Source organism: Microbacterium sp. MMO-10, assembly GCF_037148715.1.
In the GTDB taxonomy this organism is placed as follows: Bacteria; Actinomycetota; Actinomycetes; order Actinomycetales; family Microbacteriaceae; genus Microbacterium.
This window is the reverse complement of sequence record NZ_JBBCSV010000004.1, coordinates 354,179-380,478: the sequence shown is the minus strand read 5'-3', so window position 1 is coordinate 380,478 and position 26,300 is coordinate 354,179. Positions and strand designations below refer to the sequence as shown.

At 73.5% G+C, this 26,300-nt stretch carries 21 protein-coding genes; 16 read left to right on the top strand and 5 right to left on the bottom strand.

Going from position 1 to position 26,300, the window contains the following annotated elements; translation table 11 throughout:
- The first annotated feature begins 46 nt into the window (after positions 1-46).
- The 11 genes from WFJ17_RS14455 to WFJ17_RS14405 all read left to right on the top strand — a co-directional run bounded on the left by WFJ17_RS14455 (position 47) and on the right by WFJ17_RS14405 (position 12,988).
- A complete protein-coding gene (locus WFJ17_RS14455) occupies positions 47-1,594 on the top strand; it encodes a hydantoinase/oxoprolinase family protein (protein WP_251446462.1) in 1,548 nt (515 codons plus the stop codon).
- A 1-nt stretch (position 1,595) separates the two neighbouring features.
- A complete protein-coding gene (locus WFJ17_RS14450) occupies positions 1,596-2,732 on the top strand; it encodes a DUF917 domain-containing protein (RefSeq protein ID WP_336648783.1) in 1,137 nt (378 codons plus the stop codon).
- A complete protein-coding gene (locus tag WFJ17_RS14445; RefSeq protein ID WP_295034414.1) occupies positions 2,729-3,823 on the top strand; it encodes a DUF917 domain-containing protein in 1,095 nt (364 codons plus the stop codon). Before WFJ17_RS14450 ends, WFJ17_RS14445 begins: the two co-directional genes overlap by 4 nt.
- A gap of 135 nt (positions 3,824-3,958) precedes the next feature.
- Positions 3,959-4,993: a DUF917 domain-containing protein gene (locus tag WFJ17_RS14440; RefSeq protein WP_336648782.1), complete on the top strand. Its 1,035-nt coding sequence runs from the start codon at positions 3,959-3,961 to the stop codon at positions 4,991-4,993.
- Positions 4,990-6,552 (top strand): PucR family transcriptional regulator, encoded by a 1,563-nt coding sequence (locus WFJ17_RS14435; RefSeq protein ID WP_336648781.1) that lies wholly within the window; start codon positions 4,990-4,992, stop codon positions 6,550-6,552. Before WFJ17_RS14440 ends, WFJ17_RS14435 begins: the two co-directional genes overlap by 4 nt.
- A 41-nt stretch (positions 6,553-6,593) precedes the next feature.
- The gene (locus tag WFJ17_RS14430) at positions 6,594-7,376 is read left to right on the top strand and encodes an IclR family transcriptional regulator (RefSeq protein WP_251446593.1); all 783 of its coding nucleotides are present in this window, start codon (positions 6,594-6,596) and stop codon (positions 7,374-7,376) included.
- Between the two features lie 221 nt (positions 7,377-7,597).
- Positions 7,598-8,818, top strand: a complete 1,221-nt coding sequence (locus tag WFJ17_RS14425) for an OmpA family protein (protein ID WP_336648780.1) — start codon at positions 7,598-7,600, stop codon at positions 8,816-8,818.
- Between the two features lie 31 nt (positions 8,819-8,849).
- The gene (locus WFJ17_RS14420) at positions 8,850-9,371 is read left to right on the top strand and encodes a DUF3060 domain-containing protein (RefSeq protein ID WP_336648779.1); all 522 of its coding nucleotides are present in this window, start codon (positions 8,850-8,852) and stop codon (positions 9,369-9,371) included.
- Position 9,372: 1 nt separating this feature from the next.
- The gene (locus WFJ17_RS14415; RefSeq protein WP_336648778.1) at positions 9,373-10,089 is read left to right on the top strand and encodes a response regulator transcription factor; all 717 of its coding nucleotides are present in this window, start codon (positions 9,373-9,375) and stop codon (positions 10,087-10,089) included.
- Entirely contained in the window at positions 10,086-11,177 is a 1,092-nt protein-coding gene (locus WFJ17_RS14410; protein ID WP_336648777.1) for a sensor histidine kinase, read from the top strand. Before WFJ17_RS14415 ends, WFJ17_RS14410 begins: the two co-directional genes overlap by 4 nt.
- A 338-nt stretch (positions 11,178-11,515) precedes the next feature.
- Positions 11,516-12,988 carry a glycosyltransferase family 39 protein gene (locus tag WFJ17_RS14405; protein ID WP_336648776.1) on the top strand — a complete coding sequence of 491 codons (1,473 nt, stop codon included), beginning with the start codon at positions 11,516-11,518 and terminating at the stop codon, positions 12,986-12,988.
- 263 nt (positions 12,989-13,251) lie between these two features.
- On the opposite strand, the gene WFJ17_RS14400 is transcribed toward WFJ17_RS14405, so the two are convergent.
- A complete protein-coding gene (locus WFJ17_RS14400) occupies positions 13,252-14,037 on the bottom strand; it encodes a helix-turn-helix transcriptional regulator (protein WP_251446432.1) in 786 nt (261 codons plus the stop codon).
- A gap of 168 nt (positions 14,038-14,205) precedes the next feature.
- On the opposite strand from WFJ17_RS14400, the gene ilvD reads away from it, so the two are divergent.
- Positions 14,206-16,062: a dihydroxy-acid dehydratase gene (ilvD, locus tag WFJ17_RS14395; RefSeq protein ID WP_251446429.1), complete on the top strand. Its 1,857-nt coding sequence runs from the start codon at positions 14,206-14,208 to the stop codon at positions 16,060-16,062.
- Between the two features lie 88 nt (positions 16,063-16,150).
- Here ilvD and WFJ17_RS14390 read toward each other — a convergent pair whose 3' ends face one another.
- Both WFJ17_RS14390 and WFJ17_RS14385 read right to left on the bottom strand, forming a co-directional pair.
- A complete protein-coding gene (locus WFJ17_RS14390) occupies positions 16,151-16,960 on the bottom strand; it encodes an ABC transporter ATP-binding protein (protein WP_251446425.1) in 810 nt (269 codons plus the stop codon).
- Entirely contained in the window at positions 16,957-17,616 is a 660-nt protein-coding gene (locus WFJ17_RS14385; protein WP_442927987.1) for a FadR/GntR family transcriptional regulator, read from the bottom strand. Before WFJ17_RS14385 ends, WFJ17_RS14390 begins: the two co-directional genes overlap by 4 nt.
- A 199-nt stretch (positions 17,617-17,815) precedes the next feature.
- Here WFJ17_RS14385 and WFJ17_RS14380 point away from each other — a divergent pair, with 199 nt between their 5' ends.
- On the top strand, positions 17,816-19,594 hold the full coding sequence (locus WFJ17_RS14380; RefSeq protein ID WP_336648775.1) for a 2-isopropylmalate synthase: 1,779 nt from the start codon (positions 17,816-17,818) through the stop codon (positions 19,592-19,594).
- A gap of 21 nt (positions 19,595-19,615) precedes the next feature.
- On the opposite strand, the gene WFJ17_RS14375 is transcribed toward WFJ17_RS14380, so the two are convergent.
- Positions 19,616-20,308: a TetR/AcrR family transcriptional regulator gene (locus WFJ17_RS14375; RefSeq protein WP_251446418.1), complete on the bottom strand. Its 693-nt coding sequence runs from the start codon at positions 20,306-20,308 to the stop codon at positions 19,616-19,618.
- A gap of 67 nt (positions 20,309-20,375) precedes the next feature.
- Here WFJ17_RS14375 and WFJ17_RS14370 point away from each other — a divergent pair, with 67 nt between their 5' ends.
- On the top strand, positions 20,376-21,869 hold the full coding sequence (locus tag WFJ17_RS14370; protein WP_336648774.1) for an FAD-dependent monooxygenase: 1,494 nt from the start codon (positions 20,376-20,378) through the stop codon (positions 21,867-21,869).
- Positions 21,870-21,885: 16 nt separating this feature from the next.
- On the opposite strand, the gene WFJ17_RS14365 is transcribed toward WFJ17_RS14370, so the two are convergent.
- The gene (locus WFJ17_RS14365) at positions 21,886-22,896 is read right to left on the bottom strand and encodes a LacI family DNA-binding transcriptional regulator (RefSeq protein WP_292884316.1); all 1,011 of its coding nucleotides are present in this window, start codon (positions 22,894-22,896) and stop codon (positions 21,886-21,888) included.
- Between the two features lie 113 nt (positions 22,897-23,009).
- Between WFJ17_RS14365 and WFJ17_RS14360 the strand changes: the two genes are divergently transcribed.
- Both WFJ17_RS14360 and WFJ17_RS14355 read left to right on the top strand, forming a co-directional pair.
- Positions 23,010-24,458 carry a purine-cytosine permease family protein gene (locus WFJ17_RS14360; protein ID WP_336648773.1) on the top strand — a complete coding sequence of 483 codons (1,449 nt, stop codon included), beginning with the start codon at positions 23,010-23,012 and terminating at the stop codon, positions 24,456-24,458.
- Between the two features lie 28 nt (positions 24,459-24,486).
- Positions 24,487-26,139 (top strand): amidohydrolase, encoded by a 1,653-nt coding sequence (locus WFJ17_RS14355; protein ID WP_336648772.1) that lies wholly within the window; start codon positions 24,487-24,489, stop codon positions 26,137-26,139.
- The last annotated feature ends 161 nt before the right edge of the window (positions 26,140-26,300 follow it).

Sequence of the window (26,300 nt, the reverse complement as noted above, 5' to 3'; positions counted from 1 at the left end):
CCGCGACGGGACCATTCGTCTCAGAAACACCGAGAAAGCGAGAACCATGCACATCGGCATCGACGTCGGCGGCACCAACACGGATGCCGTCCTCATGGACGGCGCCCACACCCTTGCCGGGGTGAAGCACTCCACCACCCCCGACGTGACCGACGGGATCGTGCAGGCGATCGAGGATCTGCGCGCGCACCACCCGTTCGAGGGATCCGACATCGAGGCCGTGATGATCGGCACGACGCACTTCATCAACGCGCTCGTGCAGGCCAGCCGCCTCGCGCCCACCGCCGCCCTCCGGCTCGGTCTGCCCGCGACCCGCGCCCTGCCGCCGCTCGTCGACTGGCCCGGCGAGCTGCTCGAGGCGGCCCAGGCGCGCAGCTACCTCGCGCACGGCGGCTACGAGTTCGACGGCCGCCCGATCTCCCCGCTCGATCCCGAGGAGCTGCGCGGGATCGCCGCGGACATGAAGGAGCACGGGATCCGCTCGGTCGCGATCTCGGCCGTGTTCAGCCCGGTCAACCACGACCTCGAGGTGCGCGCCGCCGAGATCCTCGGCGAGGTCCTCGGCGACGACGTCGCGATCTCCCTCTCGCACGAGATCGGCCGGATCGGCATCCTCGAGCGCGAGAACGCCACGATCATCAACGCCGCCCTGCGCGAGCTCGCCTCCGAGATCGTCGACGGCCTCACCGCCGCCGTCCGCGCGCACGGCATCGAGGCGCCGATCTTCCTCAGCCAGAACGACGGCACGCTCATGGACGACGAGTACGTGCGCCGCTACCCCGTCGCCACTTTCGCCTCCGGCCCGACGAACTCGATGCGCGGAGCCGCGGCCACGAGCGGCTTGCAGGACTGCGCGGTGATCGACGTGGGCGGCACCACCGCGGACATCGGCCTGCTCGTCAACGGCTTCCCCCGCGAGACCGCGAACGAGGTCAAGGTCGCCGGCATCCGCACGAACTTCCGCATGCCCGACGTGCTCTCGCTCGGGATCGGCGGCGGCAGCATCGTCGACACCTCCACGGCCGAGGTCGGCCCGGCCTCGGTCGGCTACCGCCTCGGCACCGAGGCGCTCGTCTTCGGCGGCTCGACGCTGACGGCGACCGACATCGCGGTCGCCGCGGGCCGCGCTCAGGTCGGCGACCCCGCGAAGGTCGCGCACCTCGACCCGGAGTTCGTGCAGCGCGTGCTCACGCGCATCGCCGAGCGGGTCTCGGAGGCGGTCGACCGCATGCGCACCTCCCCCGACCCCATCGCGGTGGTCGCCGTCGGCGGCGGATCCATCCTGCTGCCTGACGTGCTGGAGCCGTTCGGCCCCGTGCACCGCCCGGAGAACTACGCGGTCGCGAACGCGATCGGCGCCTCGATCGCCCAGGTCGGCGGCGAGATCGACAAGGTCTACGCGATCGCCCCCGGCGCGCGCGACGAGACCATCGCCGCGGTCCGCGCGGAGGCCGTCGACAAGGCGATCGCCGCCGGCGCGAAGCCGTCCACGGTCGCGATCATCGACTTCGACGAGGTCCCGATCCCGTACCTGCCCGGCAACGCCACGCGCATCCGCGCCAAGGCCGTCGGCGACCTGGACATGGGGGCCTGAGATGGGCTGGCAGATCGACACCGCGCAGATCGAGGATCTCGCCCGCGGCGCCGCCGTGTTCGGCACCGGCGGCGGCGGCGACCCGTACATCGGGTCCCTCCTCGCCCGTCAGGCGCTGTCCGGCGGACCCGTCCCGGTCCTCGACCTCGCCGAGGTCCCCGACGACGCGCACGTGCTGTTCGTCGCGATGATGGGCGCGCCGACCGTCATGGTGGAGAAGCTCCCGAGCCTGGACGAGGTCGTCGAGCCCGTGCGCGCCCTCGGCGCGCACCTGGGCCGCCCCGTCACGCACATCGCGTGCGCCGAGGTGGGCGGCGTGAACTCGACGATCCCCGTCGCGGCCGCCGCGGCGCTCGGACTGCCGCTCGTGGACGCCGACGGCATGGGCCGCGCGTTCCCCGAGCTGCAGATGGTCCTGCCCACGCTCATCGGCGTCACCGCTTCGCCGCTCGCCCTCAGCGACGAGAAGGGCAACATCGCGGTGTTGCAGACGGTCGACAACGCCTGGACGGAGCGGATCGCGCGCGTCGCGACCGTCGAGATGGGCTGCTCCACGATGATCGCCGGGTTCTCGATGACCGGCGCGCAGGCCAGAGCGGGACTCGTCGGCGGCTCGCTGTCCCGGTGCATCACGGTGGGGCGGGCGATCGCCGACGCCCGTGCCGCGAAGACGGACCCGGTCGAGGCCGCGGTCCGCGAGCTGTCGGGGCGCGAGCTCTTCGACGGCAAGGTCGTCGACGTGCAGCGCGCCACGACGACCGGATTCGCCCGCGGCCGCGCCCGCATCGAGGGCGAGGGCGGCACCGCGCTCACCCTGCAGTTCCAGAACGAGCACCTCGTCGCCGAAGCCGACGGGCGGATCCTCGCCACCACGCCGGACCTCATCATGGTCGTCGAGGGCGAGTCCGGAGAGCCGATCACGACCGAGGCCCTCCGCTACGGGCAGCGCGTGCGCGTGCTCGCGGCCCCCGCCGACGAGCGCTGGCACACCGCCGAGGCGCTCGCGATGGTCGGCCCCGGCTACTTCGGCTACGACATGCCGGCCCACCGCTTCGACGGGACCGTCTCGCACGGTGCAGGAGCGGACGGACCGGAGCAGGCGCCCGAGGCGTCGCGCGAGCGGATCGAGGCGCGATGAGCTGGCTGCTCACCGCGGCCGACCTCCCCGATCTCGCCCGCGGCGCGACGCTGCTGGGCACGGGCGGCGGCGGAGACCCCTACATCGGCAGCAAGCTCGTCGAGCGCGTCCTCGGCGACGGGGCGATCACGATCCTGGATCCGGAGGACCTTCCCGACGACCTCTTCGTGATCCCGACCGCGCAGATGGGCGCGCCGACCGTGATGGTCGAGAAGATCCCGGCGGGCACCGAGCCCACGCTCGCGCTGCGCGCGCTCGAGGCGCACCTCGGGCGGACGGCCGACGCCACGATGCCGATCGAGTGCGGCGGGATCAACTCGATGATCCCGCTCGTCGTCGCCGCCGAGACCGGGCTGCCCGTGGTCGATGCGGACGGGATGGGGCGTGCCTTCCCCGAGCTGTCCATGGAGACGTTCGCGGTGTACGGCGTGCACGGCTCCCCCCTCGCCCTCGCCGGCGAGCGCGGCGAGACCGTGATCATCGACACCGGTGACGACGACCGCCAGATGGAATGGCTCGCCCGGGCGATCACGATCCGCCTCGGCGGTGTCGGGCACATCGCCGAGTACGCGATGTCCGGCGCGGACGTGCGCCGCACCGCCGTGCCCCGCACGCTCTCGATGGCGCTCGCCCTCGGCCGCGCGATCCGCGAGGCCCGCGAGCAGCACCGCTCCCCCTTCGAGGCGATCGCCGAGACGCTCTCGCCCACGCTGTACAGCCACGTGCGCGAGCTCGCCGTGGGCAAGGTCGTCGACGTCGAGCGCCGCACCACCGAGGGGTTCGCGAAGGGACGCGCCGTGATCGCGCCGCTCGAGGGCGACGGGGTCTTCGAGATCCTGTTCCAGAATGAGAACCTCATCGCGCGGCGCGACGGAGAGGTCGTCGCGATCGTGCCGGATCTCATCTGCGTCGTGGATCACGAGACGGCCGAGCCGATCACGACCGAGGGGCTGCGCTACGGCCAGCGCGTGCGCGTGCTGGGCATCTCGACGCCGGACATGATGCGCACCGAGGGCGCCCTCGCCGCGTTCGGCCCCTCCGCCTTCGGCCTCGCCGAGCCGTTCCTCCCGGTCGAGCGGCTCGGCGCCTGAGCCGGCTCTCTCCGCGGTCGGCACGCCGACGCCCCCTCCGCGCATCCGAACCCCTCCGCAGGGACGCAACTGACGGGGGGTGCGGGTCGCGTGAGGGGGCCTCGGCGAGCAGGCCCGGAAAGCTAGTCTGGGACGATGGCGTGGCGACTGCGACCCGAGGACGTGACCGCGCTCGCACGGGGCTGCGCACTGCTCGGCTCCGGCGGCGGCGGCACGACGACCATGCTCGAGCTGATGCTCGCCGGTGACGATCGCGGACCCCGCGCTCTCGCGGATGTGGACGAGCTGGATCCGGAGACCCCCTGCTTCGGCGCCGCCTTCGTGGGCTCCACGATCCTGCTCGGCGAGCGCCTGCCGTCGCTGCAGCCGTTCGGCCATCTCGTGGCCGCGGCGGAGCGCTGGCTGGGCACGCGGATCCCCGCCGTCTGCTCGATCGAGGGCGGCGGCCTGAACGCCCTCGCCCCGTTCCTCTTCTCCGGGGAGCGCACGATCGTGGACGCCGACTGCACCGGACGCGCCGTGCCGGAGCTCGACCAGATGTCGCTCTTCGTCGACCGGGTGCCGGGGCTCGTGTTCACCTGCGACAGCGGCGCCGGCGGCGTCGCGCTCGTCGAGACGGACCGCGCCGTGGACGCCGAGCGCATCGTGCGCTCGGCCATCATCCAGGCGGGAGGGACCGGCGCGGCCGTGCTCGCCGGGTTCACGGTCGGGGATCTCCGCGAGCACGCGATCCCCGGGCATCAGCGCCGCGCCCTCGAGCTGGGTCGAGCCTTCCTCGCCGCCCGCTTCGCGCCCCCGGCGGAGCTCGCCGCACGGCTCGGAGCGAGACTCCTGACCGAGGGGCGGATCGATCGCGTCTCCCCGCACCGCGCCGACCCGCACGTGCAGTCCGTCGAGATCGCGGGTCCCGGCGGCGCGGTCGACCGCGTCGTGACCCGCTCGGAGTCCTTGGCGGTGCTCAGCGACGGAGAGCTGCTCGCCTCCGCGCCGGCGATCATCGTCGTGCTCGACGCCGCGTCGCGCGAGATCCTGCAGGTCACCGACCTGGGCCCGGGGCGGCGCGTGGTCGTCCTCTCCCTGCCCGCGCCGGACTGGTGGCTCGCACGTCCGGAGCGCCTGCGCCGCGTGCTGCCCTCGACGTACGGACTCGCCGAGCTGGACGCCGCATGAGCGCGCGGCTGTCGCTCGCGGGCCTCCGCGCGCACCCCGAGAACGGCGGCCTGCGCCGGATCGCCGGGCCCGAGGACGCCGAATGGGACGCGGTCGCCGTGGAGACGGCGGAGGCCGACCTGCCCGCGCTCCTCGACGGCGGCCTCGCCGTGCTGCTCGACGCGGCCCCGGAGACGCCCTGGCAGCAGGACGCGATGCTGCGCCGGATCCGCGAGCGCGGGTTCCGCGGCGTCGCAATGCCGGGCGCCGGCGCGTTCGACCCCGGCGCGCAGCGGCTCGCGGAGCGGCTGGGGATCTGCCTGCTCGACGTGCAGCGGCCCATCGTGCTCGCCCAGGCGTGCTGGATGCTCGTGCAGGCGCAGGACGCCCTCACCCTCTCGCACGTGCGCAAGGTCGCGCGCTCCTTCGAGTACCCGGCCCGGGACCTGTCGGACCTGCTGCGCCAGGTGTCCGCCAACCTCGGTCATCCCCTCGCCCTCGTCGACGGCACCGAGGTGCTGCACTCCTCGGGCGGCGTGCTCGATCCGGCGCTGCACGCGGCGATCGACTTCCGCCCCTGGGTCGACCTCGCCCGCGCCGGCGACGCCGCGGCCGCCTCGGTGCGCGTGGACAGCCCGAGCCGGCCGGGTCTGCGCCTGGTCGTCTTCGGCAGGGGATTGAGCGAGAGCCAGCTCGCCGCACTCTCGGTCGCGGCAGAGATCGCGATGCCGGCCGTCGCGGCGCGGATCCTCATCGACGAGGTCGCGGAGGTCAACGACGTCTCGGCCTCGTCCGCCCTGCTCCGCGACTTCGTCGACGCACGCGGCCTCGCCGACGACGACATCGAGCGCCGCATGGGCGAGCGCGGCTGGCGCACGGCCGGATATCATCTCGGCTTCCGGATGGTCGGGCGCGGCCGGCTGGACCCGCTGCCGCTGCTGCGCGCGGTGCGCGCGGCGCTCGGCGGCATCGCCGCGGAGGCGCACGTGACGACCGCGGGCCGCGGACTGAGCGGGTGGCTCGCGTTCTCCGAGGCGCCGGACCCGGTGACGGTCGAACGGCTCGCGCGGGGGCTGCGCTCCCTGCACCGCGAGGTGGGGCGCTCGTTCGCGATCGCGACGGGCGTGGGATCGCTCCAGCGCGGATCCGCGGGGCTCGCGGTGACCCTGGACGAGGCCGCGGACGCCGCCCGGATCGCGGCGTCGCGCTCGGCGACCGGGTGGTTCGTCCGCGTCGACAGCCTCGGGCTCGAGCAGCTGCTGCTCGCCTGGACCGGCAACGACACCTTCGTACCCGCGGCGGCGTCGCTGCTCGCGCCGCTGCAGGGCGCGAGCGGAGACCTGCTGCGCACGCTCTCGGTGTATCTCGACCAGGAGTCGAGCCTGGTCGCGACCGCTGCGGCACTGAACCTGCATCGCAACACGGTCGCGGTGCGGATCCGGCGGGTGCAGGAGCTCCTCGGCGTCGACCTCACGGATCCCGAGACCCGCCTCGCCGTGCACCTCGCCTGCCGCGCCGTGCTCGCCCCCGCCGCGGGCGACGGCCCGGCGCGTCGCGAGCATGGCATCCTGGGAGCGTGAACGCCGATCGCACCGACCACGGCGCCGGGACGGGCTCGCCGATGAGCGCCCGCGACGACCGGCCCCAGGTGCCCGCGGCCGAGCACACGCTGCGGATCCTGCGGTTCCTGGCGCGACGGGCGGGACCGGTGGCGGCCTCCGCCCTGGCGCGCGAGCTCGACATCCCCCGCTCCACCGTCTATCACCTGCTCGCGACGCTCGAGGCGCACGGTTTCGTCGTGCACCTGCCGCAGGAGCGCCGCTGGGGCCTCGGCACGAGCGCCTTCGAGCTGGCCGGCGGCTACGCGCGGCAGGAGCCGCTGGCGCGGCTCGGCCGTCCGCTCCTGGCGGGCCTCGCCGACCGCCTCGGCGAGAGCGCGCACCTCGCCGTGATGACCGGGCGCGACGTGCTCTACATCGTCGAGGAGCGCGCGCTCCGGCGCCCCGCCCTCATCACCGACGTGGGCGTGCGGCTCCCGGCGCACCTCACCGCGACGGGCCGCGCCATGCTCGCCGCTCTCCCCCGCGAGCAGGTGCGCGCGCTGTACCCCGATGCCGCATCGTTCGCGCAGCGCACCGGCGGCGGACCCGCACGCCCGCGCGAGCTGAACGAGCTGCTGCGGGAGATCCGCCGCGACGGCATCGCCCACGAGGACGGTGAGGTGACCCCGGGCTTCCGCTCGGTCGGCGTCGCCGTGCGCGACCACGTGGACTGGCCGGTCGCGGCCGTCGCCGTGACCTGGGCAGAGGAGGCGCCGGTGGACGAGACGGCGATCCAGACGGCCGTCGCCGAGACCGCCCGGCAGCTGCAGCGCCGCCTCGGCTACGGCCCGCGCCCGGCCTGACCCCGGATCCGTCCCGGGAGGCCGGATCGGTCCCGGGAAGCCGGATCGGTCCCGGGGAGCTCGGATCGGTCCCGAATAGCCGGATCGGTCCCGGGACGCCGGATCGGTCCCGGGGAGCTCGGATCGGATCCGGTGCGGAGGGGGATCCGATCGGCCCGGATGTCGCAGGATCGCGACAGCCCGGCGACGGAGCGGAGACACCGGCTCGATAGCCTCGTGTCATGAGCACCACGCAGCAGCGCGCGCCTCACCGGATCCGGCGCGGCGCCCTCACCACCGCCACCACGACCGCACTCGCCGTCCTCGTCCTCACCGGCTGCTCGCCCGCCGCGCCGAGCGCCGGGGCGAAGAAGACCCCGGCGTCGACCGCTCCCTCCGCGGCCGCGGCGAAGCCCGCGGTGGCGACCGTGCCCGGCTACGACGTCGGCCAGTTCCCGCCGGTTCCGCTGTTCCGGCTGCCGGACCTGGGGCTCCTCTCCGGCTCGGCCGACGCCTTCGCGATCGAGGTGGACAAGAGCTTCGCCGACGTCCCCGGCGTCACCGTCTCCCCCGCGCGCTGCGACGCCGGCGGGAAGGTCGTCTCCGGCGCCGGATCCGCGATGCTCTACGGCGACGGCTCCGGCAACTACACCGGCCCGGACGGCACCGTGCAGAACTTCGGCGACGGCTCCGGCGTCTCCACGATCAACGGCGTCACGATCGAGAACTTCGGCGACGGATCCGGGAACTACACCTCGGGATCGGTCCGGATCCAGAACTTCGGCGACGGCTCCGGCAACTACGCCGACGGCCGGATCTCCGTCGAGGTCTTCGGCGACGGATCCGGGAACTACACCGCCCCCGGGATCCGGATCCAGAACTTCGGCGACGGATCCGGGAACTACGCGGCGGGCTCGGTGAGGATCGAGAACTTCGGCGACGGCTCCGGCAACTACGCGGCACCGGGACTCTCGATCCAGAACTACGGCGACGGCACGGCCAAGGTGAACGGCACCACGGTGAAGGCCGCGAAGCTGCCGGCCGTCGCGAGGCTCGGCAGCTTCCCGCCGATCGCGGCGCTCGCCCCCGTCGCCTCGTGCGGCACCACGATCACCTTCCAGGACGGCGTGCTGTTCGACTTCGACCGCGCCGACATCCGCGCCGACGCGGAGAAGACGATCTCCGCGGTCGCCCAGGTGCTCATCGCCCAGAAGGTCGCGAACGCCGAGATCTCGGGTCACACCGACGCGATCGGCGACGACGCGGACAACCAGGACCTCAGCGAGCGCCGCGCCCGTTCCGTGGTCGCGGCCCTCCAGCACGCCGGGGCGAAGACGGCGATGGATCCGGTCGGCTACGGCGAGACGCGCCCGGTGGCGCCCAACGAGATCGACGGACAGGACGACCCGGCCGGTCGCCAGCTGAACCGTCGCGTCGAGATCTTCATCCCCGCCGCGGTCTGACCCGCCCGCCCTCACGACGACCGGAGAAACCATGCCCCGCCTCCGCCGGATCCCGGCCCTCCTCTGCGGACTCGCCGCAGCCCTCGCCCTCGCCGGCTGCTCGGTCGGCCTCGTCGACGGGGCGAAGCCCACGTCATCCCCGCGGCCCGACAGCACCAGCCGCGCCGAGGTGCAGGGCGGCGCGGCCTCTCAGCCGCCGAGCCCCGCGCCCGTGACGGATCCCCCCGTGACGATGCCCGGAGGGCCGGACCGCGCCGCCGTGATCGCCGCCGCCACCCGCACCGTGCGATGCGACGGCGAGTACTCCCTCATGGACGATGCGCTGATCGTGCGCGTCGAGGGCGCCTGCGACCGGATCATCGTCAACGCCTCCGGCTCGCAGCTGGTCGCCGACGACGTCGGGATTCTGGAGGTCATCGGCAACAGCAACGTCGTGCTCACCGGCGCCGTGCAGAAGGTGCTCGTGAACGGCGAGGCGAATGTCGTGCACTGGACGGGCGCGACGCCGACCGTGAGCGACATCGGATCCACGAACACCCTGACGGCGGGCTGACATGGCCGAGGCCCGCCCCCGCATCCTGCTCGTCGACGACGACGAGGCCATCACCGGCGCCCTCGGGCCGTTCCTGGAGCGCAGCGGCTTCGACGTCGAGATCGCCGCGGACGGCGCAAAGGGTACCGCCGCGGTCGAGCGGCGCGCCCCCGATCTCGTCGTCTGCGACGTGCTCATGCCCCACCTCGACGGCCGCGAGTTCGTGCGGCGCATGCGCGGACGCCGGCTCTGGCTGCCGATCATCCTGCTCACCCAGGTGGGCGAATCCTGGGAGCGCAGCGCGGCCCTCGACGAGGGCGCAGACGACTATCTCAACAAGCCCTTCGACCCGCACGAACTCATCTCGCGCATCCGCGCGGTGCTGCGCCGCACCGCGGCCGGCGGCCCCTCGCTCGCGGCGGCCGCACGGCTGCGCGCGCACGGCCTCGTGCTGGATCGCACCGCGCGGCGGGCATGGCTCGACGACGCCGAGCTCACGCTCACCCCGAAGGCGATGACCCTGCTGGAGTACCTGATGCTGCACCCCGACGAGGTGCACACCCGCGACCGCCTGCTGGAGACGCTCTGGGGCTTCGACTTCGCGACGTCCAGCCGGGCGGTCGACCACCGCGTCTCGGAGCTGCGCCGCGTGCTCGGCGACGACGCCGCCGCGCCCCGGTTCGTGGAGACCGTGCAGAGCTTCGGCTACCGCTTCGCGGCGCCCGTGGGTGCGGCATGAGCGGGCGGACCGACGCGACGGGGGCGACCGGGATCCCCGAGCCCGGCGGACCGGCGGACCGGCGGACCCTGCCGGCGCCGACCGGGACGGCGGCGACTGGGATCCCCGGGCCGACCGCGGCAGGGATCCCCAGACCGACCGGACCGGCGCGCCCGCCCCGGGGGCCCCGGCCCCGCGCCCTCTGGTGGATCCTCGGCGCCGTGCCCGCCGTGCTCGGCACGACGATCGCGGCGCTGCTGCTCGCGACCGGCGAGACGCGTCAGGTGCAGGTGAGGATCGCGCTGCCCGCCGTGGCGGCCGGCGCGGGGATCCTGCTCAGCGTGATCGCGCTGGGTGTCCTGGCCGCTCTCGCCGCGCAGGCCCGGGGTCGTGCCAGGGCGCAGGCCGCGCACGCCGAGGCCGCGGCGCGCGGCGCCCAGCAGGAGCGGGAGAACCACGCGCGCTTCCTCGCCCGGCTCGACCACGAGCTGAAGAACCCCCTCACCGCCATCCTGGCGACCTCCGCGGCGGCTCAGAACGACGCGGGCAGCACCGCATCCTGGCCTCTCGTGGACGCGCAGGCCGCGAAGCTCGGCGGCCTGGTGCGCGATCTGCGCAAGCTCGCCGACCTCGAGTCGCGGCCGCTGGAGCGCGAAACCCTCGATCTGGAGCAGCTCCTGGTCGAGGCGATCTCCGCGCTCGCGCAGCAGGATCCCGCCGCCGGCGCGCGCATGGCCCTGACCGTCACCCGCGTGCCCTGGCCGGTGCCGCCGATCTCTGCCGATCCGGATCTGCTGGCCCTCGCCGTCGACAACGTGCTCGGCAACGCGGCGAAGTACGCGGATGCCGGCCCGATCGAGGTGCGCCTGCGCGAAGAGGCCGGTCAGGCCGTGATCGAGGTGGCCGACACCGGCCGCGGCATCCCCGGCGCCGATCTGCCGCACGTGTTCGACGAGCTCGCCCGGGCGCAGAACGCCCGCGATGTCGCCGGCTCGGGCATCGGGCTGAGTCTCGTCTCGGCGATCCTGCGCCGGCATGGCGGGACCGTGGCACTGCGCTCCGCCGAGGGCTCCGGCACCGTGGTGACGCTGCGATTGCCGCTGGTCTGACGCTGCCCCTGCTCGCTGGTCTGACGCTGCCACTGCCGCTGGTCTGACGCCGTGCCGAAGACTCCGCATCGGGGGGCCGTGCGCAACTCAGGCTGTCTTCAGGCCAGGGTGGCAGGTCGTCGCGGAAACATGCGGCGACGATCGGCACCGACGGTCGTCCAGCCTGAATTGTGCGCACGGCGCCGACCAGCCTCCGTCAGCACGGCGCCGACCAGCCGCCGTCAGCACGGCGCCGACCAGCCGCCGTCAGCACGGCGCCGACCAGCCGCCGTCTGCACGGCGCCGACCCCTCTCCGTCTGCACGGCCGGTGCACAGGCCCAGGCGGAAGGATCGGGCTGTGCGGACCTGGAGCGACCGTGCGCGGTCGCGCCGCGCCGCCCTGATCGCCGGCCTGATCGGTGCGTGCGCCGGAGTCCTCGGATCCTGGATCCCGTCGTTCTGGGGCGATGAGGCGGCCAGCGTCATGTCGGCCTCGCGCACCTGGCCCGAGCTCTGGCGAATGCTGCAGCACGTCGACGGCGTGCACGGGGTCTACTACGCGTTCCTGCACGGGTGGATCGACCTGTTCGGCGCGGGCGAGTTCTCGGTGCGGCTGCCGAGCGCGCTCGCGGCGGGACTGCTCGCCGCCGGCACCGCGGTGCTCGCCGGCCGGTGGGGCGGCCCGCGGCTCGCCCTCGCCGCGGGACTGCTCGCAGCGCTCCTGCCGCGGACGGCGGTCATGGCGGCCGAGGCCCGCTCCTACGCGATCGGATCCGCGATCGCGGTGTGGCTGACGGTGCTGCTGGTGACCCTGCTGGAGACCCACGGCCGGCGATGGGCGTGGGCGGGCTACGCCGTGGGGGCGGCCGCGGCGGTCTACGTCTTCCTCTACCTCGCGCTGCTGCTGCCGGTGCACGGGGTGTTCGTGCTTCTCGCCCACCGCGGGCGGATCCGGGTGTGGGCCGGCTGGGCCGTCGCGGCGGTCGCGCTGGCGACGCCGATCGTGCTCCTCGCCGTGTCGGAGCGCAACCAGATCGGCTTCCTCGCGCATCGCGACTACGCGACGGCCGAGAACGTCCTCGCCCTGCAGTGGTTCGATCCGGTGACCGTCTGGCCGTGCGCGGCGCTCATCGCGATCGGTGCGGCGGCGGTGCTCCGAGCCCGCCGGCGCGACCCCGGGGCCGCGCGGCTGGCGCTGCTCGCCGGGATCTGGCTCGTGCTGCCGACCGCCGTGATCCTGCTCGCGAGCGCGACGGTCGCCCCGATGTACACGGTGCGGTATCTGTCGTTCTGCACGCCGGCCGCGGCGGTGCTGGTCGCCCTCGGCGCGCGGGCGGTCGCGCATGCGGTGCGGAGGATGGCGCCCGCCGGGGCGACCGCGGTCGGCGCCGGCCTGCTGGCGGTGATGCTCGCCGCCTTCGTGCCGAATCTCGTCGTGCTGCGCGGTCCGTATGCGAAGGACGGCAGCGACTGGCGCGACGCGGCCGCGTATCTGCAGGGCGCCGCCCGCCCCGGCGACAGCGTCGTGTACGACGACCGGCCGAAGGACTCCGAGCAGCCGCGCCTCATCGCCGCCGTCTACCCGGCGGACGTCGCCCGGCTGCGGGATCCCGCTCGGATCGCGTCGTTCCGCACGCAGCCGGGCCTGTGGGACCGCACCCGGCCGAACGACGCCCTCACGGCCGCAGACCTCACCCCGGACGTGTGGGCGGTCGAGCGCGGGTCGGATCCCGAGCGGTCCCCCGATGTGCGGCACCTGGAGTCGCTCGGCTATCGGATCTCCTCGCTGCATCGGATCCATGTCACGACCGTGCTGCGGCTGCAGCGCTGAGCGGAACCGCCGTTCCCGCGGGCACCGCGTTTCGTCTCGGTCGGCTACGCCGTCCTCGCTCAACGCCCCCGAAGGGTGTCCGGGTCTGCTCCCGTCGCGAACGTCGTCGCTGCCGAGCCCCGAAACCGGCCCCGCCCCCGAAGGGCGTCCGGGTCTGCTCCCGTCGCGATCATCGTCGCTGCCAAGCCCCGAAACCGACAACGCCCCCGAAGGGGGTCCGGGTCTGCTCCCGTCGCGATCGTCGTCGCTGCCGAGCCCGCGGATCAGACGGGCACGTACATGACGACCGAGAGGCCGGGCGCGTCGGAGGGCACCAGGCTGTGGTGCTCGAAGACGCGCCGGCCGTCCTTCGGGTGCTGGAACACGCGCTGCCGCGAGGTGAAGCGCTCGACCGCGTGCTCGGCCCACTGGATCCGGAAGTCCTCGCTCCCCTCGAGCAGCCGCTCGATGAGCGCCCGATGCCGATCCGAGCTCAGCCGCACTCCGGACTCCGCGCGGAACTCGGCGAGGAACCGCCGGCTCTCCTGGTCCCACTCGGGCAGCATCCGACGCAGCCGCGGGTCGGTGTAGATGAGCCAGAGCAGGTTGCGATCGCCGGGATCCACGACGGCGATCGGCTCGTACAGGCGCGCATACGGGGCGTTCCACCCCAGGATCGCCCAGTCGCTCGCGACGACGAAGGCCGGGAAGTCCAGCGCGTCGACGAGCCGCTGCAGGTGCTCCGGGATCCGCTCCGCCTCCTCGGCCGCGCCGTCCTCCTCGGGGCCGGCGAGCCGCACCACGTAGTCGATCTCGGCCGGGCTCAGCTGCAGCACGCGCGCGACCGCGCCGAGCACCTGGCGGGAGACGCCGATGTCGCGCCCCTGCTCGAGCCAGGTGAACCAGCTCGCGCTCACTCCGGCGAGCGCCGCCACCTCCTCCCGGCTGAGACCCGTGTCCCCGCGGCGGGCGGCCTGCGGCAGGCCCAGGGCGGAGCGGCTCGCCGCGCGGCGCCGCGAGGCGAGGAACTCCCCCAGCTGCTCGCGCCGAGGCGTGCGCGGGCGGATCATGAGCGCCGCCGCCGTCCGAGGGCAGCCGCCCGGTCGGATCCCCTCGGTTCCGGATCCCCTGCGCTCTTCGCGTGACGGCTCATGCGAAAACAGTACTCCGAGTACTAGTACAAGCCCTCCTCGCCCGGGGGCTCGGCAGATCCGTGCGGCGGGTCCACAATGGTCACCATGGTCGCTTATCGCTCTCGCACGGTCACCCACGGACGCAACATGGCCGGCGCCCGCGCCCTCTTCCGCGCCGCCGGCGTGAACGGCGCGGACCTCGGTCGCAAGCCCATCATCGCCGTCGCGAACTCCTTCACCGAGTTCGTCCCCGGCCACACGCACCTCGCACCGGTCGGGCGCATCGTCTCCGAGGCCATCTCCGAAGCCGGCGGGATCCCGCGCGAGTTCAACACGATCGCCGTCGACGACGGCATCGCGATGGGCCACGGCGGCATGCTCTACTCGCTCCCGTCGCGCGACCTCATCGCCGACTCGGTCGAGTACATGGTCAACGCGCACTGCGCCGACGCCCTCGTCTGCATCTCGAACTGCGACAAGATCACCCCGGGCATGCTGCTCGCGGCCCTCCGCCTGAACATCCCGACGGTCTTCGTCTCCGGGGGCCCGATGGAGGCCGGCCGCGCGACGCTCGTCGACGGCACCGTCCGCTCCCTCGACCTCGTCGACGCGATCAGCGACGCGGTGAACGAGAAGATCTCGGACGCCGACATCCTGCGCATCGAGGAGTCGGCCTGCCCGACCTGCGGATCCTGCTCCGGCATGTTCACCGCGAACTCGATGAACTGCCTCACCGAGGCGATCGGGCTCTCCCTGCCCGGCAACGGCTCGGTGCTCGCCACGCACACGGCCCGCCGCGCACTGTACGAGAAGGCCGGCTCGCTCGTGGTCGACATCGCCAAGCGCTACTACGACGGCGACGACGAGAGCGTCCTGCCGAAGAGCATCGCCACGCACGCCGCGTTCGGCAACGCGATGGCGCTCGACATCGCGATGGGCGGATCGACCAACACGATCCTGCACCTGCTCGCCGCCGCGCATGAGGCGGGCGTCGACTTCGGCCTCGCCGAGATCGACGCGATCTCGCGCCGCGTGCCCTGCCTCGCGAAGGTCGCCCCGAACTCCGCCGGCAGCCGCACCTATTACATGGAGGACGTGCACCGCGCCGGAGGCATCCCCGCCCTCCTCGGCGAGCTGCGCCGCGGCGGACTCCTCGACGACCAGGTGCACACGGTGCACGCCGCGACGCTCGGCGAGTGGCTGGACGAATGGGACATCCGCGGCGGCTCGGCCTCGGCCGAGTCGCAGGACCTGTGGCACGCCGCACCGGGCGGCCGACGCTCGTCGACCGCGTTCTCGCAGTCCGAGCGCTGGGCCTCGCTCGACACCGACGCCGAGGGCGGCTGCATCCGCGACGTCGCGCACGCCTACTCCAAGGACGGCGGCCTCGGCGTGCTGCACGGCAACATCGCCGAGAACGGCGCGGTCGTGAAGACCGCGGGCGTGGACGAGTCGATCTGGACCTTCTCCGGCCCCGCCGTCGTCTGCGAGTCGCAGGACGAGGCGGTCGAGAAGATCCTCAACAAGCAGGTGAAGGAGGGCGACGTCGTCGTCATCCGCTACGAGGGCCCCAAGGGCGGCCCCGGCATGCAGGAGATGCTCTACCCGACGTCGTTCCTCAAGGGCCGCGGACTCGGCAAGGCCTGCGCGCTGATCACCGACGGGCGCTTCTCCGGCGGCACCTCGGGCCTGTCCATCGGGCACGTCTCGCCCGAGGCCGCCGCGGGCGGCATGATCGCGCTCGTCGAGGACGGCGACATCATCTCGATCGACATCCCCACCCGAAAGCTCGAGCTCGACGTGCCGTGGGAGGTGCTGGAGCGCCGCCGCGAGCAGCTCGAGGCGAACGGCGGCTACCGCCCCAAGAACCGCGTCCGCGAGGTGAGCCCCGCGCTGCGCGCCTACGCGCACTTCGCCCAGTCGGCGGACAAGGGCGCGATCCGCATCGTCCCCGAGCTCTGAGCCGGCCCCGGTCTCTCCGAGTCGTCCCCGCCAGCGGCGCCCAGAGGGTGCGCTGACGGGGACGACGCGGTTTCCGCGCCAGGGCAGGTCAGGCGGGGACCGCCGCCCCTCGGGAGCGGCGGGTCCTCGCCGACCAGCGCGCGCCGGTCCGGGTGACCTCGATCGGATGCGCGAACGCGCGGGAGATCGTCTCGGTCGTGACCGCGCTCTCGACCGGCCCCTGCGCGGCGATCTCGCCCTGGGAGATCACGAGCGCGTGCGAGGTGGTCTCCGGCAGATCCTCCAGGTGGTGCGTGACGAGGATCGACGCGAGCTGCGGATCCCGGTGCGCGAGCGCGTCGATCGTCTCCAGCAGCTGCTCCCGGGCAGCCACGTCGAGTCCGGTCATCGGCTCGTCGAGCAGGAGCAGCCGTGGCCGGCACGCGAGCGCCCGTGCGATGAGCGCCCGGCCGCGCTCCCCCTGCGAGAGCGTCGGCCACAGCGCCTCGCGCCGGTGCGAGAGCCCGACGTCGGCGATGAGCTCGTGGGCGAGGGCGGTCTGCGCAGGCTCCGGCGACCAGCGCATCGGGGTCTCGATCGTGCCGGTGAGCCCGGTCAGCACGACCTCGGTCACGGTCAGCGGCGAGCGCAGCGGGTGCCGCGGATCGACGTGCCCGATCAGCCGGCGCAGCTCCTGCAGGTCGACGCGCCCGATCCGGTGGCCGAGGACCTCGGCGGTGCCGCTCGACGGATGCGTCCGGGCCCCGCAGATCCCGAGGATCGTGCTCTTGCCCGCGCCGTTCGGCCCCAGCAGCGCCCAGTGCTCCCCCGCGCGCACGGTGAGGCCGATCTCGTGAAGGATGTCCTTCCCCTCGCGACGGAGCGTCACGGCGTCCAGGCGCACGACCTCGGCGCTCACCGCAGGCCGTCCTTGAGCGAGGCGAGGTGCTTCCGGCTGAGCCCCGCGGCGAGCGCGGCGTCCCCGGCGCGGATCGCGTCGGCGAGGCGCTCGTGGGCCGCATGGTCCTCGACGCCGCCGAAGGCCGTGCGGATCCGCAGCATCGCGACCATCGTCTGCCGCAGCCGCGGGGTGAACCCGTCGAACAACTCGGTGAGGATCGGGTTCGCCGCCGCGACGACGATCGCCCGATGGAAGGCGAGGTCGGCGTCGACGTGCTCGTCGAGATCCGCGCGGTGCTGCTCCCGGACCTTCAGGGCGCGCCGGATCGCCCGCAGATCGGTCGCGGTGCGCCGCTCCGCGGCGAGGGCCGCCGCCTCGCTCTCGATCGCGGTCCGCGCCTCGATCACGCTCACGATGTCGGCGCGCTGCAGCACCGCATCCCAGTCGTCGCGCGCGTCGAGCGCCGCGACGAAGACTCCGGCGCCCTGCCGTGCGGCGAGAACACCTCGCCCGGAGAGCTGCCGGATCGCCTCGCGCACGGTCGAGCGTCCCACGCCGAGCTGTGCCGCGAGCGTCGTCTCCCCCGGCAGTCGCGCCCCCAGAGCCCACTCCTCGGCGCGGATCCGGCCGAGGAGCACCTCTGCCGCCTGATCGGCCATCGAAGTGCGCTGCACGGCACCGCTCCCCGGCGCATGGGCTCCCGACATCTCAACTCCTCAACTTGTCTGAGGAGTTAACGCTACACTGCCTGCATGCTCCTGCGCACAGCGCTTCTTCTTCTCCGCCACGACGGGGTCTGACCGGACCGGCGCCCCCGTCGTGGCTGATGCGCCGCGCCGGTCGCCGAAACCGCAGTCGAAGGAACCGACAACCATGAGCAGCACCGCCTTCCCCGGCATCTCCACGCCGGCCGGCCCCCTCCCCGCCGACGCCCCCGCGTGGAATCGTCAGCGGCATTCGCAGATGCCCTCCCACCGCTACACCGACCCCTACGACCGCGTCGAGGTCCCGCTCGCCGACGCCGAGCGCCGATGGCCGTCACGACGTCTCACCGCCGCACCGCTCTGGGTCCCCGTCGACCTCCGCGACGGCAATCAGGCGCTCGCGGAGCCGATGGATCCGGCCCGTAAACGACGTCTCTTCGACCTCATGGTCGCGATGGGCTACAAGGAGATCGAGGTCGGCTACCCCTCCGCCTCGCAGACCGACTTCGACTTCGTCCGCCTCATCGCCGAGCACGACGTCGCCCCGGACGACGTCACGATCGTCGTGTTCACCGCCGCCCGGCGCGACCTCATCGCCCGCACGGTCGAGGCGATCCGCGGCATCCGCAACCCGGTCGTGATCCACCTCTACACCGCGACGGCCCCGAGCTGGCGGGAGACGGTGCTCGGACGGGACCGGGATGCGCTGCGGGCCCTGATCCTCGAAGCCGGGCGCGACGCGCTCGATCTCGCCGGGGACCTGCCGCACGTGCGCTTCGAGTTCTCCCCCGAGGTGTTCATGCTCACCGAGCCCGACTATGCGCTCGAGATCTGCGACGCCATGACGGCCCTCTGGGATGCGACGCCGGAGCGGCCGGTGATCCTGAACCTGCCGGCGACGGTCGAGATCGCGACCCCCAACGTCTACGCGGATCAGATCGAGTACATGCACCGCCACCTCGCCCGTCGCGACGGCGTCATCCTGTCGGTGCATCCGCACAACGACCGCGGCACCGGCGTCGCGTGCGCGGAGCTCGGGGTGCTCGCCGGGGCGCAGCGCGTCGAGGGCTGCCTGTTCGGCAACGGCGAGCGCACGGGCAATGTCGACCTCGTCACCCTCGCGCTGAACCTGCACGCCCAGGGCATCGACCCGATGATCGACTTCTCCGACATCGACGAGATCCGGCGCACGGTCGAGCACAGCAACCGCATCGAGGTGCATCCCCGCCATCCCTACGTCGGCGACCTCGTGCACACGGCGTTCAGCGGCACGCATCAGGACGCCATCCGCAAGGGGTTCGCGGAGCACCGGGCGCGCGCTGCGCGGGAGGGACGCTCCGAGCGCGAGATCGCCTGGCGCGTCCCCTACCTCCCCGTCGACCCGGCCGACCTCGGCCGTTCCTACGACGCGGTGATCCGGGTCAACTCGCAGTCGGGCAAGGGCGGCATCGCCTACCTGCTCGAGACGGAGTTCGGGATCCGGCTCCCGCGCCGGCTGCAGCTCGACCTGGCGGGCCACGTGCAGCGCCGCGCCGACGAGAGCGGCCTGGAACTCGGCGCCGAGGAGCTCCGGCGGATCTTCGAGGACGCCTACCTCTCGCCCCGGGATGACGCGCGGGTCGTGCTGGCTGCGGCGCAGATCGAGGCGGCGGAGCCGCAGCCGCGCACCGCGCTCCGGCTGCGGGTGGACGGGGTGGAGCACGCGGCCGTGCATCCGGGCGTCGGCCCCGTCGAGGCGCTGACCGCGGAGCTCGCGGCGCACGGCATGCCCATCGAGGTCCTCGACCTGCAGCAGACGAGCCTGGGCGCGGGGACCGACGCCGAGGCGCTGACGCTCATCGAGTACCGCGGCGCGCGGGGAACGGGCTGGACCGCCGGCAGGGATCGCTCCGTGCTGACCGCGACCCTCAGAGCCGTCGTGGCCGCGGCGAACGTCGCGGCCAGCTGAGCGCGGCGCCGCGGATCCGTCTCACCGGGGACGGACGGGATCCGCGGCGCTCCCGCTCGCGGCGCCGAGCCCGTCACGGAGCGCCGCGAACGCGCGAACGCGCACCTCGGCGCGGCCCGCGCGGATCGCCGGAGAGGTCGCCCCGCGGGCGACCTGCTCATAAGGCCACCAGTCCACGAGGTGCACCGCCTCGGCGAGCATCCACGCGACGACGGCGCCCTCCGCTTCGGGGAGCGCTTCCGGCAGCGCCGCGTCGATCGCGTCCCTGACGTCGAGGTACTGTGCGTGGAACCGCAGGGTGAGGGCCCTGCTGCCGAGCACGAGGGCGGCGAAGCCCCGCCACGCATCGGGATCGGCCGTCGCGAGTGCACGCGCGGTGCCGCCGGTCCGCTCGCGCTCGACGCAGTACCCCTCGATCGCGTCCACCGCCTCCAGGACCGACGAGACGCCGGCGATGACCCCGGCGACTCGACGCACATCGCCGTCGAACTCGTCGAAGACCAGGTCCTCCTTGAGCGGGAAGTGATTGGTCACCGTCATCTTCGAGACTCCTGCGGCGTCCGCGATCTCGGCGATCGACACCCCGTCGAAGCCGCGCTCGGCGAAGAGCATCATCGCGGCGCCGGAGATGCGCTCGCGGCGACGCTGCTTGGCGCTCATTCCGCCCTCGTCCGCAGCGCGGCGCGGATCCGGCACTTCCGGGGTTGACGTCATGCGGCCAGTCTAGCAATATTGGGTTCGACCTAGTTTTATGTTCAACCTAATCAAGAGGAGCGGGACCATGTGGATGGACGGAATGAACGACGCGATCATCGTCGGAGGCGGACCGGTGGGCCTCATGCTCGCCCTCGAGCTCTCCCTCGCCGGCGCGGATCCGCTGGTGCTGGAGCGCTTCGAGACGGTCGATCCCACCATCAAGGCCGGGTCCCTCAACGCCCGGGCGGCCGACGCGCTGCGGCGTCGCGGCGTCGCCTTCGCCGGGGACGACCCCCGGGCGACGGCCCCCCTCGGCCCGCGCAGCCCGCGCCTTCCGGGCGCGCCGCAGCCGGAGCCCGCGCCGTTCACCCCGCCGCGCTTCGCGGGGCATGTGGCCGGGATGACCCTGCGGCCCGACCTGGTGCGCTGGGACGAGCTCGGCCGCAGCTCCGACTCGGCCCTCGTGGCCCAGCAGCAGGTGCAGGCCGTGCTGCGCGAGCGGCTCGTGGAACGCGGCGTGGAGGTGCGCCAGGGCGTGACCGTGACGGGGGTGACCCCGCACGCCGACCACGTCGTCGTGCACAGCGACGCCGGCGACCTCGAGGCACTATGGGTCGTCGGCGCCGACGGGGGCCGCAGCACGGTGCGCAAGAGCGCGGGCTTCGGCTTCCCGGGGCTGGACGGCGTCATGACCGGGTATCAGGCCCTGGTCGCCGGCGACGGCCTCGATGACGTCCCGCTCGGCTGGCACCTCACGCCGACAGGGGTGTTCCGGCGCATGCCGAACAACCTGATCCTCACGGCGGAGTTCGACGGGGCGCCGGCCGATCGCACGGCAGAGATCACCGCCGCGGAGCTCACGCGGGCGATCCGCGCCGTCACCGGCGTCGACGTCACGGTCACCGCGGTGCTCAGCGCGACCCGGTTCACGGACAACACACGCGCGGCCGATCACTACCGCCGGGGGCGCGTCCTGCTCGCCGGCGACGCCGCGCACGTGCACCCGCCGTTCGGCGGCCAAGGCCTCTCCCTGGGCATGCTCGACGCCACGGCCCTGGGGTGGCGTCTGGGCGGGGTGATCGCCGGCCGCCTGCCGGAGCGCGTCCTCGAGGACTACGAGCACGAGCGCCGCCCGGAGGCCGAGCGCATCCTGGACTGGAGCCGCGCGCAGGTCGCCGTGATGCGCACGGACGAGCGCTCCCGCGCCGCGGGCCGGCTGGTGCGCCGCCTGATCGACACCCCCGACGGCGCGACCGAGATGGTGCGCGTGCTCTCCGGCGAGCTGGTCGGATACGGCGTCCCGGGCGAGCTCGCCGGCTCGTTCGCGGCCGACTGGGCGGGCGCACCCGGGGAGACCGGCTCGTACTTCGACGCCGCGGCCGACGGCGCCTTCGTGCTCGCGCATCGACCCGATGCCGCCGCGCCCGCATCCGCGGCTCGGGACGGGGTGCGGGTGTTCGCGACCGCCGACGCACCGGCCTCGCTCGCGCTGGTGCGCCCGGACGGGGTCATCGCGTGGGCGGGCGACGACGGCGCGGGACTCGCCGACGCCCTCACGGGCTTCCTCCCGGAACGGTAGCCCCGGGCGCGGGCTCTCAGCCCCGGCTCGACCTCCGCTCGACCAGGGTCCCGTGCTCGGGCTCCGGCACCTCCAGCGCGAGCCCCGGCTCGAGCTGCCGCAGCAGCTCCGCCGCGGCCTGCCGGCCGAGAGCCTGCGGCTGCAGATCGACGGCGGTGATCTCGGGCACGGAGTTGCGCAGACTGTCGGCGTCGGATCCGCAGACGACGCGCACGTCCTCCGGGACGCGCACGCCCCGCGCGACGAGCCGGTCCACGAGCGCGCGGGCATGGTCGCTCGTCATGCAGTACACGCCGTCGGGCGGCTCGGGCAGGGCGAGCAGCTCGTCGGCCGCGGCCGCGCCCTCCGACGGGTCGGAGCGCTCCGGCACGTGGCGCACCAGCTGGTCCGCGGGCGGGGTGCGCTCGCGGTAGCGCCGTTCGGTCGCCGCGTTCCACTCGATCGGATCCGTGCCCAGGACCAGCGCGATGCGCGTCGCGCCGGCGGCGGCCAGGTGATCCAGCACCCGATCCGTGATGGGCCCGGTCGCGATGTCGATGACGTGCGGATCGTCCGGATCCTCGGGGTCCGCCCCGACCAGCGTGTACGGCATGCCCCCGGCCCGCAGCGCCGCCACGAGCGGGTCGTCGACGACGGGGTCGGTCACGATGATGCCGTCGCACGCCCAGGCCGTGGTCGGCGCGTGCGGCACGGTCGGGTCGGCGACGAGCATGAGCGCATAGCCCTGTCCGAGCGAGGCCAGCGCGGCCGCTCCCGCGAACCGCGGGAAGTAGTCGACGTCCTGGATCTGCTGCGGCTCCGCGCCCACCGCGGGGCGCAGCACGAGGCCGATCACGCCGAGCCGGCTGCGGCGCAGGCCGCTCGCCACGACGTCGGGGTGGTAGCCGAGCTCGGTCGCGGCCGCGCGGACGCGGGCCTGCGTCGCCTCGTTCACGACGCCGTTGCCGGAGAACGTGTGCGACACCGTGGTGACGGAGACGCCCGCCTTGCGGGCCACATCGCGGATCGTCGATCGCTGTCTGCGCATGCCGCGATGATAGATCCCGGAATCTCCTTGCCCAAATCGTTTTGGCTCTTTAGCGTTGCGTGTCGAGCGCGAACAAGGACGTCGCGCACCCGACCTTTCGCCCTGGAGGATCCATGTCGCAGACGACACCCCCCGAGACCGCGGCCCCGTCCCCCGCCCTCACGCACCCCGTCCCCACCGACAGCGCCACGCGCGTCGAGACGCACGGCATCGACTACATCCCGAACGCCGAACGGCACGGACGCGCCCGCGACCTCTTCGCGGTGTGGGCGGCCCCCAACGTCAACTTCCTCGCAGTCGTGATCGGCGTGACCCTCGTGCTGCTCGGCCTGAACCTGTGGCAGGCGCTGCTGGTGATCGTGATCGGCAACCTGTTCTCCGTCATCACCGGCATCGTCGCCGGATCCGGGCCCGCCGCCGGAACCCCGAGCGAGATCATCACGCGGGCGATGTACGGCATCACCGGCAACCGGTTCAACGTCGCGATCGCCGGCTGGCTGATCAGCGTGTGCTACCTCGCGATCAACTGGGCCGCCGCCACGACCGTCGCGGTCGGCCTGCTCGGCCGGCTCGGCGTCGCATCGAACGGGTGGACCATCGCGATCAGCGCCATCGTGATCGCCGCGGCGACCATGGTGATCAGCGTGTACGGCCACGGCCTGATCATGCGCCTGTACCAGCCGCTCGCGATCCTGCTCGCGGTGATCTTCGCCGGCATGGCGGTGTTCGTCGTCGGCGGCGCGCAGTGGAACTACGCCCCCGCGCACCCGCTGCACGGGCTCGAGCTGGTCGCGATGATGGCCGCCGGGATCGCACTGGTCGCGTCCGGCCCGCTGTCCTACACGAACAGCGCCGACTTCGCCCGCTACCTGCCCGCCGCCACGCGCGTGCGCGACGTCGCACTGTGGACCACGCTGGGCATGGTGATCCCCGGAGTCCTCGCGACCTTCGTCGGCGTGCTCGCGGCGAGCTCGGTGGACATGTCGGATCCGGAGGCGGGACTGGAGAAGTTCCTGCCCGGCTGGTTCGCTCCGATCTTCCTCATCTCGGTGATCGTCGGCACCATCGCCAACAACGCGATGACGGCCTACAGCTCGGGCCTCGCCCTGCAGGCCGTCGGCATCCGCCTGCCGCGCTCGCGCACGGTGCTGCTGGACGGCACGGTCGGCGTGCTGATGACCCTGTTCGCCCTGCTGGTGTGGAACTTCCTCGACAGCGTCTCGAGCGCCCTGCAGCTCGCGGTGACCGTACTCGCCCCGGTGATGGGGGTCTACCTCGCCGACATGCTGTGGCGGCGCAACCGCTACGACGGGGCGGCCCTCGCCGACGACAGCCGGGGCAGCCGGTTCTGGTTCACCGGCGGCGTGCACATCCCGGGCGCGGTCGCGGTGCTCGTCGGCATCGGCGCCTCGCTGATGTGCAGCGCGACCCTGGTGTTCACCGGCCCGATCGCCGCGGCGCTCGGCGGCATCGACCTCTCGGTGCCGGTCGGACTGCTCGTGCCGTTCGTCCTCTACCTGCTGCTGGTGCGCCGGTCGCCCCGCTCCCAGGCCTCGCTCTGACCACCCGCACGACAAAGGATCCGCACTGATGACTTCGCACGAGACCCGCACCACCCACTACCGGGGTGGGGCGATCTTCACCTCCGACACCCGGCCGTGGGCGCAGTCGCTCATCGTCGAGGACGGCCGGATCCTCTTCGTCGGGGACACCGCCGCCGCCGACGCCTTCGCCGCGGACCACGTCGTCGACCTCGACGGGGCGCTCGTGATCCCCGGCATCGTCGACGCGCACACGCACCTCATCGGGCTGGGCGAGTCTCTCGAGCAGGTGGACCTGCACGACGCCCCCGACCTCGCCGAGATCCAGGCGCGCATCGCCGCTGCGGCGGCCACCGACCCGGATGCGCCGCGGCTCCTCGGCCGCAGCTGGCTGTTCTCCAGCCTGGGCGGCCGCACACCGCACCGCGACATGATCGACGCCGTGGTCGCCGACCGCCCCGTCTACCTGAATGCGAACGACAACCACTCCGCCTGGCTGAACTCCGCGGCGCTGGCGGAGCTGGGCATCGACGACACGACCCCGGATCCGATCGGCGGCACGATCCAGCGCGATGCGGACGGCCGGGCCACCGGAATGCTGCTGGAGAACGCGGTGTTCGCGTTCCTGCGCGTGCGGCTGGACGCCCTCACGCGCGACGCCGACCGGGAGGCGCAGTTCGAGGCCGCCCTGCGCACCTACCTCGACGCCGGCGTCACCGCCGCGGTCGACATGGCGCTGAGCGAGCCGGACCTGCGCGCGATGCTCGCCGTGCAGGAGCGGCACGGCGGCGTGCTGCCGATGCACGTCGCGGCGCACTGGGCCGTGTACCGCACGGCGACCGCCGAGGGCGACGCCGCCGCGGTCGACCGGGCGATCGCCCTGCACCGGGAGCACTCCGGCCCCGGCCTCCGCATCGCCGGCATCAAGCTGTTCGTCGACGGCGTGATCGACAGCTGCACCGCGGCCATGCGTGCGCCGTTCGCCGACGGCTCCCAGCCCGACGCGCTCTGGGACCTCCCGTCGCTGACCGCCGTGGTCACGCGCGCCGATGCGGCGGGCCTCCAGATCGCGATGCACGCCATCGGCGATGCCGCCTCGGCCCTCGCGCTCGACGCCCTCGAGGCCGCGGTCGCGACGAACGGCCCCCGCGCCGATCGCCGGCACCGGATCGAGCACCTGGAGACCGTGGACCACGCGACCCCGCTGCGCCTGGCCCGCCTCGGCGTCATCGCCTCGATGCAGCCCGTGCACTGCGACCCGGCCATCCAGGACAACTGGCGCGCGATGCTCGGCGACGACCGCGTCGAGCGCGGCTACCCGTGGGCCGAGTTCGCCGAGGCGGGCGCGACACTCGCGCTCGGCACCGACGCCCCGACGGCGCCGTTCGACCCGCTGCCGAACCTGTTCATCGCGACCACGCGGCGCTCGGCGTTCGACCCGGACCTTCCGGCGAACGTCCCCGGCAACGCGATGGCGATCGCCGACGCGGTGCGCCGCGCCACCCGCGACGCCGCCTACGCCTCGCACTGGGAGGACGAGCTGGGCGTGCTCCGCACGGGCGCGTCCGCCGATTTCGTGGTGTTCGACGCGGATCCGTTCCGCGAGGGCCCCGAGGTCTTCCTCACCGCGCGGGTGCGCACCACGATCGTCCGCGGTCGCGAGCACGCCGCCGTCCTCGCCGCAGGCCCGGGAGCTCGCTGAGGATCCCCGCCCCCCGGGGTCGTTGAGCAGGCACGGCACAGCGACCACTCCCCTCGGGGTCGTTGAGCAGGCACGGCACAGCGACCACTCCCCCCGGGGTCGTTGAGCGAGGACGGCGCAGCCGACCGAGACGAAACGCGGTGCTCCCGCAAGGGCACCAC

What these genes read in the sequence shown, in the direction of transcription:
- WFJ17_RS14455 (WP_251446462.1), top strand. Translation starts at nt 47, where the DNA reads ATGCACATCGGCATCGACGTCGGCGGCACCAACACGGATGCCGTCCTC.
- WFJ17_RS14450 (WP_336648783.1), top strand. Translation starts at nt 1,596, where the DNA reads ATGGGCTGGCAGATCGACACCGCGCAGATCGAGGATCTCGCCCGCGGC.
- WFJ17_RS14445 (WP_295034414.1), top strand. Translation starts at nt 2,729, where the DNA reads ATGAGCTGGCTGCTCACCGCGGCCGACCTCCCCGATCTCGCCCGCGGC.
- WFJ17_RS14440 (WP_336648782.1), top strand. Translation starts at nt 3,959, where the DNA reads ATGGCGTGGCGACTGCGACCCGAGGACGTGACCGCGCTCGCACGGGGC.
- WFJ17_RS14435 (WP_336648781.1), top strand. Translation starts at nt 4,990, where the DNA reads ATGAGCGCGCGGCTGTCGCTCGCGGGCCTCCGCGCGCACCCCGAGAAC.
- WFJ17_RS14430 (WP_251446593.1), top strand. Translation starts at nt 6,594, where the DNA reads ATGAGCGCCCGCGACGACCGGCCCCAGGTGCCCGCGGCCGAGCACACG.
- WFJ17_RS14425 (WP_336648780.1), top strand. Translation starts at nt 7,598, where the DNA reads ATGAGCACCACGCAGCAGCGCGCGCCTCACCGGATCCGGCGCGGCGCC.
- WFJ17_RS14420 (WP_336648779.1), top strand. Translation starts at nt 8,850, where the DNA reads ATGCCCCGCCTCCGCCGGATCCCGGCCCTCCTCTGCGGACTCGCCGCA.
- WFJ17_RS14415 (WP_336648778.1), top strand. Translation starts at nt 9,373, where the DNA reads ATGGCCGAGGCCCGCCCCCGCATCCTGCTCGTCGACGACGACGAGGCC.
- WFJ17_RS14410 (WP_336648777.1), top strand. Translation starts at nt 10,086, where the DNA reads ATGAGCGGGCGGACCGACGCGACGGGGGCGACCGGGATCCCCGAGCCC.
- WFJ17_RS14400 (WP_251446432.1), bottom strand. Translation starts at nt 14,037, where the DNA reads ATGATCCGCCCGCGCACGCCTCGGCGCGAGCAGCTGGGGGAGTTCCTC.
- ilvD (WP_251446429.1), top strand. Translation starts at nt 14,206, where the DNA reads ATGGTCGCTTATCGCTCTCGCACGGTCACCCACGGACGCAACATGGCC.
- WFJ17_RS14380 (WP_336648775.1), top strand. Translation starts at nt 17,816, where the DNA reads ATGAGCAGCACCGCCTTCCCCGGCATCTCCACGCCGGCCGGCCCCCTC.
- WFJ17_RS14375 (WP_251446418.1), bottom strand. Translation starts at nt 20,308, where the DNA reads ATGACGTCAACCCCGGAAGTGCCGGATCCGCGCCGCGCTGCGGACGAG.
- WFJ17_RS14370 (WP_336648774.1), top strand. Translation starts at nt 20,376, where the DNA reads ATGTGGATGGACGGAATGAACGACGCGATCATCGTCGGAGGCGGACCG.
- WFJ17_RS14365 (WP_292884316.1), bottom strand. Translation starts at nt 22,896, where the DNA reads ATGCGCAGACAGCGATCGACGATCCGCGATGTGGCCCGCAAGGCGGGC.
- WFJ17_RS14360 (WP_336648773.1), top strand. Translation starts at nt 23,010, where the DNA reads ATGTCGCAGACGACACCCCCCGAGACCGCGGCCCCGTCCCCCGCCCTC.
- WFJ17_RS14355 (WP_336648772.1), top strand. Translation starts at nt 24,487, where the DNA reads ATGACTTCGCACGAGACCCGCACCACCCACTACCGGGGTGGGGCGATC.